This window comes from Vibrio sp. CUB2, from assembly GCF_001557945.1.
GTDB classification, from domain to species: domain Bacteria; phylum Pseudomonadota; class Gammaproteobacteria; order Enterobacterales; family Vibrionaceae; genus Vibrio; species Vibrio owensii.
The window spans coordinates 101,767-113,532 of record NZ_LNRB01000004.1; the positions used below are offsets into that span (position 1 = coordinate 101,767).

Below are 11,766 nucleotides of genomic sequence, written 5' to 3' on the forward strand. Positions count from 1 at the left end.
CTTTCTCGAGTCTGCTGGAGTTAGTTCAGACACAAAAGGTCTATTCAAATAGAAAGCCAAGAGGGACATAAAATGAGCACAAATGACACTTACTACGGTGATGCGGGTGATAACCATCAGGTCGCTGACTTTGACGGTGGCAATGACGTATTTATCGGTTTTGGCGGCAACGATTCTTTCGTTGGCGGCGGTGGTAACGACTTCGTTGTCGGAGGTGCGGGAAATGACCGTCTAACCGGTGGTGCAGGTGACGACATTCTAATGGCTGGCACAGGTAATGACTATCTCGGCGGTGGTACGGGTAGCGATTTGTTGCTCGGCTTGCTGGGTGACAACAAGCTAAACGGTGGTACTGGTGATGACTTACTGGTTGCGGGTTCTGGCGACAACGTAATGGTTGGTGGCAGTGGCGCAGACAAGTTTATCTTTACCGACAAATTTGGCGGTCATGGCGAAGCGAAAGTCGTTGATTTCACTATTGGTGAAGATTCACTGCATATCATTAGTGATTCTGTTACGTCATATGCCGATCTGACCTTTACTTACGACGCTAAAGGCAATGCTGTCTTTACTGATGGCGCGGATCTAACGGTTAAATTGATTGGTGTTACGCAAGAGGACATCAACTCATACGGCAGCGACTTATTCATTATCTAAGTCACCTTTTTGGGCGCTAGCGAGTCTAGCGCCTAATGTATAAAAATATGTGGAAATAATCGTGCAACAAACGGTTTTCAAAGAAGTTAAACAAAAACTATGCACGCTCATAGGCTTGCTGGTTGGTTTTAGTTTATTCATAAATTTATTAGTACTTGCTATTCCTCTGTACATGCTCCAAGTGTACAACCGCGTTATCTCTTCTTATTCAATCGATACACTTTTCTTACTGACCGTGATTGTCCTTGCGGCATTACTTACGATGTCTTTGATAGAAATTGCTCGTGCGCAAATGAGTAAGTCATTTGGCTATTGGCTGGATGCAAAACTGTCGGCATTTATGCTCAAGCGTAGTATCCAATATCAAACCCATACTGGTAAAAGCTACACATCCCAAGTATTGAGGGATATACAAAACATCAAGAGTTTTTTAAGTAGTCAGGCACCTTATCCTTTGTTGGACGCGCCTTGGACGCCGGTTTTTATCCTTTTCGTTTATTTGTTGCATCCTGTTTTAGGTCACATTGCTTTAGGCGGTTCGATTGTTCTATTTAGCCTTGGAATCATCAATGAATTGGTGACAAGAAAGGTGTTACAAGAGAGTGAAGTTCGCTCAATTTCGCATATCAATCACGCTGAAATCGCCACTCAAAACGCAAACTCGATTGTCGCAATGGGGATGATGAATGCGTTCTTAGAACGATGGTACGCGAAAGCAAACGAATCCAACTTGTTAGAACAGACGGTGACGGGGAAGTCGATCTATCTCGCTAATTTTTCAAAGTTTGTTCGTGGTTCGTTGCAAATATGCTTGTTAGGAGGAGGTGCATGGTTGGTGATCCAGCACGAGATTACTGCAGGCGCCATGATTGCCAGTTCCATTTTGATGAGCAGAGCGTTATCGCCAATGGAACAAGCCATAGGAACATGGCGCAGTGCGATGTCTGCTAGGAATGCTTATAAGCGGTTGTGGGAAATTGATAGGATTGTTAAACAAGATGAATCGGACATGCCCCTGCCTCGTCCGAAAGGACATTTTGAATTTACGGGTTTAGCTTATCGTCACCCTGGCGCGACAGAGCCTGTTTTATCATCCATCTCTTTATCAATCCCTCCCGGTGTCTCCGTGGGGGTAATTGGTCCCTCTGGTACAGGAAAGTCGACCTTTGCAAGACTGCTTCTCGGTAACATCAAACCGCTCGCGGGCAAGGTTACTCTAGATGGGATGGAGGTTTCTTCGTGGGCATCTGAAGATAGAGGAGCCCACTTTGGTTATCTCGCGCAAGAAGTGGAACTGTTTCCGGGGACGATTAGAGATAACATCGCGCGATTTAAAGATGAAGACCCTGCAAAAGTCATTCAAGCCGCTCAGTTAGCCGGTTGTCACGAGCTTATCCTCAAGAAAAACAAAGGCTATGATTTTGTCATTGGCGAAAATGGACGTGGATTGTCAGGTGGAGAGCGTCAGCGTATTGCTCTGGCTCGCGCCGTTTACGGCAATCCATCCGTTGTTGTATTTGATGAAGCCAATGCGAACCTTGATGGGGAGGGTGAAGCGTCGTATCAGCGTTTGATCGCACACCTTAAGTCGGAAGGGGCCACTGTCATTGTGATCGCTCATAACCCAAGTACGTTGCGCCAGATGGACCGATTACTGTATCTCGCTGAAGGTCGCGTCAAATTGTATGGAGTGAGAGATGAGGTGTTAAAGCGCCTAATGGGAGAAGAAAGAACAGATATACCGAGGGTGCGAAATGAGCAATCAACTGCCAACCGATAACAAACTGACGGCGGAAAGCGTTTTCCGTTTTATGCCAACGGCCGAGCTTAAACTTAAAGGTCCCATTCTACTCGTTGTGTTGACGTTGAGTTTATTCTTGGGCGGATTAGGCTACTGGGCTGCCACCTCAAAACTAGAGAGTGCTGCTATCGCTTACGGTGATTTATCTGTATTGAGTAAGCGCCAAGAGATTCAACATTTGGAGGGGGGCATTATTGAAAAGCTTTACGTTCAAGAAGGTGACTTGGTCGAAAAAGGACAGTTACTTATCCAGCTTTCGAAGCGTCAAGCAAATGCAAAATTAGATTCTCTTGGTGGTCAGTACATTCATACTCTAGCCAAAGAAAATCGATTGAATGCCGAACTCGATGAATTACCTGAGATTAATTGGGCGCAAGATATCGAGACGATTAAAAACGCAGAGATTGTTGCTGAAGCGAAATCGGTACAACGTAAGATCTTTGAGGCGAGAAAGCGCTTTTTCGACAGCAAACTAAACATCATTGCACAGAGCATCTCAGGCGCGAATTTGGAATTGGATAACCTCAATGCAACGAAAGTAATCGAACGTGAGCGCTTGAAATTCATTGAGGAAGAAATTGCCAGTAATCAGGCGTTAGTACAAAAAGGCTTTTCAGGAAAGTCAGCTCTACTTCAGCTTAAACGTCTTGCCGCAGAAGTCCGCAGTACGCTCAGCCAATTGGATCGTCAATCTTTGACCGTGGCCAAGCGATTAGATGAAAACCAAGCAAAAATCGAAGAATTGAAGCTCGAGCGACTCAATCAAATTGTCGAAGAGTTGCGTAACACTAAGACAGAGCTTGTTTCGATCAAAGAGGAGTATGGTTCTGCAAAAGATGTCGTCGCAAGAACAGCGATTGTCGCTCCAATCTCCGGCAGAGTCGTGAACATGCAAGTATTTACTGAAAAGGGGGTGATTGGCTCGGGCGAGACCTTGCTTGAGCTCGTTCCTCAAGATGACAAGCTGTTGGTGGAGGCTCGTGTGAGCCCACAAGACATCGATTTGATTACGCCAGGTCAGCATGCTCAAGTTCGTTTAACGGCTCTGAATGCAAGAACTCTAGCACCTCTCGATGGCACCGTATTAACTATCTCCGCGGATAAGCTCTCAGAGCAAAACCAAGATGATTTTTATCTTGCCCGTATTGCTTTAGCTCAAGAGGACGTTGCGAAGCATCGGTTGACTTCTGGGATGAACGCTGAAGTGTTGATTCTATCAGAGCCAAGAACACCGCTGAGTTACCTTGTTAAACCATTAACCGAGAGTATGAATCGCGCATTCCGAGAAGACTAATGGATAACTTCTGTTCGAAATCTCATCATTGAACGCACGTAAATAACGTAAATAAATGATCCATTAACGAGGTCACATTTTGTGAGATTGGGATGTGTTTTGATGCGCCTTTATTTTGTGTGAGATGACGTGAACAATGAGAACAGAAAAAGAAAAAATGTTGGCTGGTGAGCCATACAATGCATGGGATAAAGAACTTTACCAAGCACGTATTGAATGCAGAAAAGTACTGCAGAAAATCAACAACAGCATTCCAGATACTGAGGAATGGCGTAGTGCAATTGACGAGCTTATTCCTGACTCTGAAGGGGCGTATTTAGAACCGCCTTTCCGATGCGATTATGGCTCAAACATCAAACTAGGAAAGAACTTCTATGCGAACTTTAACTGTGTCGTACTAGACGTGGCAGAAGTACATATTGGAGACAATGTTCTATTTGCCCCTAATGTGCAGATTTATACTGCGGGGCATCCTTTGGATGTTAAAGGCCGTGTAGAAGAGGGCGTTGAGTTTGGCACGCCGATTACGATTGGCGATAACGTCTGGCTAGGTGGTGGCGTGATTGTTTGCCCAGGTGTGACTATCGGTGAAAACTCGGTGATTGGTGCGGGCAGTGTTGTTACGAAAGATGTGCCACCAAACGTTGTTGCTGCTGGAAATCCATGTAAAGTGATTCGTCCAATCGAACAAAAGTAATCCAATTGGTTACTTATCTGTGGACGGGACAGCGAATTAAAATTAAGAAGCCGACATTCAGTCGGCTTTTTATGCATTTTAAAGGTGTGTTAAAGCATGCTGGAGTGAACCTGTTGCCCTTGCTCTGTCAGCGAGTAAATTCGCCCATCTTCTTTAATAACCAAACCGCTGTTGACCAGTTGTTTTAGGTGGAAGTTGAACTTGGTGTGGTCCTCAATACCAACCACACGGCAGAGGTCCATGAACTTCATTTTTCGATGGATCTTGAGCTGCTTTATAACCGAGCGACGAATCGGGTTGGATAGCGCACTAAAAATCTGGTCATGCTTTCTTTCATCAAGCGGTGACTTTGGTGACCGCTCTGCGTGGACACGCTTTAACGTGACAGACAATGCAGCAAGGTTGAAGGGCTTAGTAAGAAATTCATCAGCACCCTTCTTCATCGCATCGACAGCGACATCAACAGTAGCGAAAGCGGTAGTAATGATGATACCAATGTTTGGATGTAGACGTCTTAGGGCAGAAAGGGCTTGAATCCCTGTCATGCCTGTCATCACGACATCAAACAAAGCTAAGTCAAAATGTTGCTCGCTGGCAATATCCAGCGCATCTTCAGCGTTATCACACGCGACCACTTCAAACGATTCCAAGGTTAATGCCTCAATGAGGACCTCTCGCAATTCAACATCGTCTTCTGCAAGTAAGAGTTTTAGTGTCATTCAATATTCCTTGGTAAGCGGATTTCAACTGTTAAGCCAGTAATGTGGTCACTCTTCTTTGAGTTCCTCAAGTTTAGCTCGCCACCGTGTTGTAAGATAATTTGATTACTGATTGCCAATCCCATACCTGTGCCTTCCCCCCTTGGCTTTGTGGTGTAGAAAGGTGTTTTCGCTTTGGCAATTTTGTCTAGTGGCATGCCAGTTCCCCAGTCGGAAATGGAGAGAATCGCCACCAGTTTGTCTTGATACGTTTCTATGTAGAGTTGCTTGTGTTCTTGGCTAGCATCAATCGCATTGCCGATGATATTGGTCACCACTTCTTCTAGTTGGCCTGCATCGCCTAAGACATTAAGCGTGTTATCGAGGGAAGTACTTACAATGAAACCCTCTAAGCGGTATTGGTTTAAGGAAAGTGCTTGGTCCACAATCTTTTTCAAAGAGACCACTTCGCGTTGGATTGGCTTATGGTGAGCGTAATTCAACACTTCATGGCTGATCTCTGCAGCACGTTCTAAGCCGTGACGAATACGTGCTAGATGCCTGTGACTGGCCTCGTTGTCTGGTAAATGTTTCTCCAACAAATCACAACTCATTGTTGCGCTGGAAAGCGGTGTTTTGATTTCATGGGCGACCGCGGAAGTCAGTTCACCAAGCTCTTTAAGTTTGGCATCTTGTTGAGAGAGTTGAATGTTACTTTCAAGTTGTTTGCTTTTTTCATCATCAAACACGCGCAGTGCGATCCATAAGGTGCATAAAATACAAATGGCACAAACCATTCTGACGCCAAGCACCCAAAGCCCTAAATCGGAGGTCAGTACACCTGCCGCAATGCCATAAGCGATCAAAGCAAGGCCGGTTAACTTAAATGGGAGTGATGCGCCATGACCTTCTTTTTCTAGGATGTTCGCGTAGCTCATCATTGCTAACCCAGAGATGGCGCCAGCGCCTAAGCCGAATATCCATCGGACTTGGTTTGCGGTGTTGTGAATGTAAATTGCGTACTCGTTACTTCCGAACCGAACGATTAAGCTGATAACAAACAAGGTAAGAACAGTGAGTGCACCATATTTGATGGCTTTAATGTACTTCCAGTCCGTGAGATCCAGCATCTTCCATGCAAAAGCGCCAAGCGCAATAAATGAGAACCAGAGCTTGAATACCTTAAAAGTCTCTATTCCCTTGGTGAGCGTGAACTCATGCTCATACATGACCAAGTAAAGTTCTGACCATTCGTGGAAACCGTGAATGAACCCAAATAATGCAAGAATAGGTAAAGCAGAAGCGATAGCGATCCGGCTTTTGCGTAAGTCTCGAAAAAGAATGGCAAAAAAGATGGCGAAGAAAGCTAAGCCATAGAAGAGGTAGATCTTAAAGATGAGTAACATGTCCATGGTTTGAGTCTAAATGACTCCGTACCCTTCATCAATATTTAATATTTGCAATCTTATTATGGTGCATTGCATACATATCCTTTTACATCTTCACTTACTTTATAAAAGTTGTGTGAAGTTTTCTTATCATAATTAATTCTGCCGAGATAATTGTTATTCACATGGTGCGCTTTAGTTTCGATGTTTAATAAAACTGTCATATTGAATTTCTAATCTGCCCCCGTCGATTGGTGAGCACCGATTGATTGTTGGATTTATTTCAATACCTAGTTTTACTTGAACACTAAAACTAATCTGGGCTAATTAGATGTTGCTTTTTATTAGCCCAACTTAATCGCTAAATTATATCGGAGATATATTGTGAAATTCATGAAATCAGCTCTAGTGTCTTCAGTTCTGGTTGCAGCATCATTTGGCGTTGCTGCCAAAACAACGATCAATGGCGCTGGTGCGACATTCCCTCATCCAATTTATGCGAAGTGGGCTGAGCAGTACCAAAAGGAAACGGGCGTTCAGATCAACTACCAAGCGATTGGCTCTGGTGGTGGTATCCGTCAGATCACAGCAAACACAGTAGACTTTGGTGCGACAGATGCGCCGTTGACTATTGAAGAGTTGAACAAAGAGGGCATGATTCAGTTCCCAATGGTGATGGGGGCAATTGTTCCTGTAGTAAACATCCCTGGCATCGATGCTGGTGAAGTTAAGCTAACAGGTAAAGTGCTTGCTGACATCTACCTAGGCAATATCAAGAACTGGAATGATCCGGCGATTGCAGCGCTAAACGAAGGCGTGGAGTTACCAAACCAACCTATCTACGTAGTGCACCGTTCGGACGGTTCTGGTACGACTTACAACTTTACTGATTACCTAGACCGCGTAAGCCCTGAATGGCATGAGTCTATTGGTGTTGGTAAAGACATCACATGGCCAAAGAAAGCAACAACAATTGGCGGTAACGGTAATGCAGGTGTCGCAAACTTTGTAAACCGTACTCGCGGTGCGATCGGTTATGTGGAATACGCATTTGCTAAGCAAAACGACCTTGCTTACACACAAATGCAATCTAAAGAAGGCAAGTTCCTAAACCCAAGTATGGACACTTTCCAATCTGCTGCAGCGAATGCTGATTGGGAAAATGCACCAGGTTACCACCTGCTACTCAACGACCAGCCAGGTGCTGATTCTTGGCCAATGACGGCAGCTACGTTCATCCTAATGCACACAGACCAATCGGATGCGAACAAAGCAAAAGAAATCGTGAAGTTCTTCGAGTGGAGCTATGAGCAAGGTGAGCTTGCGGAAGAGTTAGATTACATCCCAATGCCAAGCAAGGTAGTTAACATGGTTAACGAAACTTGGAAAAATGGTTTGAAATCAGACGGCCAAGCGATTATTCAATAATTCATTAAGTTGTCTGGGGAATATGTTCACCAGACAACTGAATAAAATATTATGACTACATTAGCTATTAAAAATAAAGTAAATGGTGATTCGGTTTTTAATAAATTGAGTTTCGCGAGTGCTTTATTAATTTTTGTGACTCTAACTGGTATTTTATTATCACTAATTGAAGGTGGATGGCCTGCTTTTAAAGAATTTGGCCTTGGCTTTGTATTTAGAGATATTTGGGATCCTATTAATGGTCAATTTGGTGCTGCCTCTGCAATTTACGGCACACTTGTTACTTCTTTCATCGCTATTGTTATTGCTGCACCTATCGCGTTAGGTACGGCAGTGTTCCTCGCTGAACTAGCACCTAAATGGCTAAGTCAGCCAGTGAGTAAAGCCATTGAGCTACTCGCTGCCGTACCAAGCATTATCTATGGTATGTGGGGATTGTTTGTTTTTGTTCCTTGGTTCTCTGAAGGGTTCCAAATGTGGGCAGGCATGCATTTAGTTGATATTCCTTTGATCGGTAGCTGGTTTAATGGGCCACCGATTGGTATCGGTTTGTTAGCGGCGGGCATTATCCTTTCATTTATGATTCTGCCAATCATGACGTCATTGACGCGTGACGCACTTAAATCGGTTCCTGATGTTCTTCGTGAAGCGGCGTATGGAACAGGTGCGACACCATTTGAGGTGATCACCAAAGTTCTTATCCCAAAAGTGAAAAATGCAACGGTGAGTGCTGGCATCTTAGGTCTGGGGAGAGCACTTGGCGAAACAATGGCGGTGGCTTTTGTTATCGGTGGTGCGAGTCGTATTGAGTTCTCATTCTTTATGCCAGCGAGCTCAATTTCATCGACGATTGCTCAGCAATTTAATGAAGCGACAGACCCAATTCATATCGCTTCACTTATTGGGCTTGGCGTTGTGCTCTTTATTATCACTTTCTTCGTGATGGGCTTTGCTCGACGTTTACTAAGGAAGTCATCATGAATACTAGAAAATTAAAGAACTTTAGTTTCTTAGCGTTTTGTTCTTTGTCAGCCGCATTCGGAGTCTTTGTTCTTGCCAGTATTTTGTACACGCTTGTTGGTGAAGGTGTGAAGGGCTTGAGTTTGGCTACCTTCACCGAACTGACTCCTGGCCCTGGGAGCCAAGGTGGTTTGAAAAATGCTCTAATTGGTAGCTTGATGCTGACTGGTTTGGGCATTTTAATCGCAGCACCGATTGGTATTCTGGCTGGTACTTGGCTTGCTGAGGCAAGTAAAGACAACAAGATCGCGGAGTCTTTGCGCTTCCTTAACGGCATGCTAATGAGCGCACCATCAATTCTCGTCGGTCTGTTTGTTTACGCTTTGATTGTGGTTCCAACTGGTGGTTACTCGGGTTGGGCGGGGGCAATTGCACTCGCGGTCCTTGCATTGCCAGTGATTGTGGCATCAACAGAAGAGATGCTTCGTCTTGTTCCACCAACACTCAAAGAAGCAGGCAGTGGCGTAGGCGCACCTAAATGGCGCGTGATTACCCAACTGAGTTATCGAGCTGCCGCACCGGGTATTATTACCGCGATTCTATTATCTATCGCACGTATCTCGGGCGAAACAGCACCCTTGCTGTTTACTGCGCTAAACAGCAGTTTTATGACCACGGACATGAGCAAACCGATGGCAAACTTGCCAGTAACGATTTACCAGTTTGCGATGAGTCCTTACACATCGTGGCAGGAGCTAGCATGGGCTGGCGCACTGATTGTCACGACCTTTATTTTGATTGTTAACGTACTGGCGACCTCGTTGCCGCAGCTATTTAAAGCGAGAAGAGCATGAACACGGCAACTTTAAACCCAGTCACTACAAACAACATGAACGGACCTATTATGAGCACTTTGGTAGACAGCATTAATACCAACGATGTGACAGCAAATCTGACTCATCGTATGGATATTCAAAACTTAAATTTTTACTACAACAAAGGCGCAGATGCAGCACTGAAATCGGTATCCATGCCGATTTACAAAAACCGTGTGACAGCACTTATTGGCCCATCGGGTTGTGGCAAATCCACGCTTCTTCGTACCTTGAACCGAATTTACGATTTGTACGGTCATCAGTATGCAGAAGGTGAAATCCTGTTGGATGGCGAAAGCATCTTTAACAACACCGATGTTAATGAGTTGCGTTCTAAAGTCGGTATGGTTTTCCAAAAACCGACACCATTCCCAATGTCGATTTACGAGAACATGGCGTTTGGTCTAAAAATCCAAGGTACGTTCAGCAAAGCAGAAATCAAAGCTCGTGTTGAGTCTGCATTAAAACGCGCGCATTTATGGGAAGAGGTGAAAGACAAGCTGGATGCTGATGCAAATGGCCTATCTGGTGGTCAGCAGCAGCGTTTATGTATCGCACGCACGATTGCTCTAGAGCCTGAAGTAATCCTAATGGATGAACCGACTTCTGCGCTTGACCCAATTGCGACTGCAGCGATTGAAACCTTGATTACTGAACTGCGCGAAAAATACACCATTGTCATCGTTACGCATAACATGCAGCAAGCGATGCGTATCTCTGATTACACCGGCTTTATGTACCTCGGTAAGTTAGAAGAATATGGCACGACCGATAAAATTTTCCACCGCCCAGATAATGATCGTACTAAGCGATACATCTCTGGTGATTTTGGATAACCAATAACAACAATAGCGGCTGTTGACTCAGCACTCTTTAGGCACGATTTTGCGAGAATCGTGCCTATTTTTTTATGCGTTTGAGCTCTAAAATTGGGGTTATTAAAAACAATTAAGAACTCTGTATGTATAAAGATAAAGTGGTCGTTATTACTGGCGGTAGCCAAGGTATCGGTCAACATCTTGCTCTTGCCTACCTTGAGCAACAAGCAAAAGTTATCGTGCTAGACATTGCGCCTAATAAGAATTCAGATATGGATTTTCACCTCGTTGATTTAGGGCGACCAGAGCAGATTGAACAGGCTTTTGATGAGATCCAAGGAAAGTACGGCAAAGTTGATGTTCTCATCAACAATGGTGCGATCGCCAACTTTAACAAACCCATTCAGCAGCTGACTTTTGAAGAGTTTTCACGTGTGATTGACGTTAACCTCAAAGGCGCGTTTGCTTGTTCCCGACGATTTATCGCTTTGAATCATACTCAGCCTTATGGACGAATCATCAACATTGCTTCTACGCGCTGGAATCAAAATGAATCTGGTTGGGATGCTTACGGTGCATCAAAAGGTGGCGTGGTCTCTATGACACAATCGATGGCCATTTCGTTGTCAGATACGCCAATTACCGTCAACGCGGTTAGCCCCGGTTGGATTCAGGTTGAAGGGTATGGTGAGCTTGATAGCTTTGATCATCAGCAGCATCCATCAGGTCGAGTCGGGAAAGCAAAAGATATTGTTAATGCGTGTCTTTTTTTAACGCACCCAGAGAATGACTTCATTAATGGCCATAACTTGGTCGTTGATGGCGGAATGAGTAAAAAAATGATTTACCAAGACAGCTTGCTAGATTAAGAAAAGCCCCATTTCTATCGACTAGGAATGCTCTGAAATAGCGCGTTCCTAGTCTTTCATGTCAACAAAAAATTTCCCTTTCCAATTTTAAATTGATTGCTTATTGACCGATTTTATAAGTTTTTATCAACTAAAGAGTTATAAAATCATTGGTTCTGATTTGGCGAGTTGTAGCGATATATCAATGCTTTGAATGCTACCCCCCTTAAATCCTGCCTTACATATTGTTTTTCTTCATGGTCGTAATAGGCATTTAAAAAACTCTTCGCTCAAAAGATGCC

General features: G+C 44.3%; 11 protein-coding genes. 9 read left to right on the forward strand and 2 right to left on the reverse strand.

All coding sequences use genetic code 11. The features are described from left to right. The first annotated feature begins 72 nt into the window (after positions 1–72). The 4 genes from ATB78_RS07515 to ATB78_RS07530 all read left to right on the forward strand — a co-directional run bounded on the left by ATB78_RS07515 (position 73) and on the right by ATB78_RS07530 (position 4,449). Positions 73–657 (forward strand): calcium-binding protein, encoded by a 585-nt coding sequence (locus ATB78_RS07515; RefSeq protein ID WP_039986917.1) that lies wholly within the window; start codon positions 73–75, stop codon positions 655–657. A gap of 61 nt (positions 658–718) precedes the next feature. Next, a complete protein-coding gene (locus ATB78_RS07520; protein ID WP_061008270.1) occupies positions 719–2,437 on the forward strand; it encodes a type I secretion system permease/ATPase in 1,719 nt (572 codons plus the stop codon). Beyond that, positions 2,412–3,752 carry an HlyD family type I secretion periplasmic adaptor subunit gene (locus ATB78_RS07525; RefSeq protein WP_061008271.1) on the forward strand — a complete coding sequence of 447 codons (1,341 nt, stop codon included), beginning with the start codon at positions 2,412–2,414 and terminating at the stop codon, positions 3,750–3,752. Before ATB78_RS07520 ends, ATB78_RS07525 begins: the two co-directional genes overlap by 26 nt. A gap of 136 nt (positions 3,753–3,888) precedes the next feature. Continuing rightward, positions 3,889–4,449 (forward strand): sugar O-acetyltransferase, encoded by a 561-nt coding sequence (locus ATB78_RS07530; RefSeq protein WP_020197144.1) that lies wholly within the window; start codon positions 3,889–3,891, stop codon positions 4,447–4,449. An 89-nt stretch (positions 4,450–4,538) separates the two neighbouring features. On the opposite strand, the gene ATB78_RS07535 is transcribed toward ATB78_RS07530, so the two are convergent. Beyond that, on the reverse strand, positions 4,539–5,168 hold the full coding sequence (locus ATB78_RS07535) for a response regulator (protein WP_061008272.1): 630 nt from the start codon (positions 5,166–5,168) through the stop codon (positions 4,539–4,541). Beyond that, entirely contained in the window at positions 5,165–6,559 is a 1,395-nt protein-coding gene (locus ATB78_RS07540) for a HAMP domain-containing sensor histidine kinase (RefSeq protein ID WP_061008273.1), read from the reverse strand. The genes ATB78_RS07535 and ATB78_RS07540 overlap by 4 nt, the downstream gene beginning before the upstream one ends. 369 nt (positions 6,560–6,928) lie before the next feature. On the opposite strand from ATB78_RS07540, the gene pstS reads away from it, so the two are divergent. The 5 genes from pstS to ATB78_RS07565 all read left to right on the forward strand — a co-directional run bounded on the left by pstS (position 6,929) and on the right by ATB78_RS07565 (position 11,485). After that, a complete protein-coding gene (gene pstS / locus ATB78_RS07545; RefSeq protein ID WP_038893623.1) occupies positions 6,929–7,963 on the forward strand; it encodes a phosphate ABC transporter substrate-binding protein PstS in 1,035 nt (344 codons plus the stop codon). Between the two features lie 51 nt (positions 7,964–8,014). Then, positions 8,015–8,944 (forward strand): phosphate ABC transporter permease subunit PstC, encoded by a 930-nt coding sequence (gene pstC / locus ATB78_RS07550; RefSeq protein ID WP_045417344.1) that lies wholly within the window; start codon positions 8,015–8,017, stop codon positions 8,942–8,944. Further along, positions 8,941–9,777, forward strand: coding sequence for a phosphate ABC transporter permease PstA (gene pstA / locus ATB78_RS07555; RefSeq protein WP_061008274.1), 837 nt, complete (start codon positions 8,941–8,943; stop codon positions 9,775–9,777). The genes pstC and pstA overlap by 4 nt, the downstream gene beginning before the upstream one ends. Beyond that, the gene (gene pstB, locus ATB78_RS07560) at positions 9,774–10,634 is read left to right on the forward strand and encodes a phosphate ABC transporter ATP-binding protein PstB (protein WP_179946998.1); all 861 of its coding nucleotides are present in this window, start codon (positions 9,774–9,776) and stop codon (positions 10,632–10,634) included. The genes pstA and pstB overlap by 4 nt, the downstream gene beginning before the upstream one ends. A gap of 125 nt (positions 10,635–10,759) precedes the next feature. Then, positions 10,760–11,485: an SDR family oxidoreductase gene (locus tag ATB78_RS07565; RefSeq protein ID WP_061008275.1), complete on the forward strand. Its 726-nt coding sequence runs from the start codon at positions 10,760–10,762 to the stop codon at positions 11,483–11,485. The last annotated feature ends 281 nt before the right edge of the window (positions 11,486–11,766 follow it).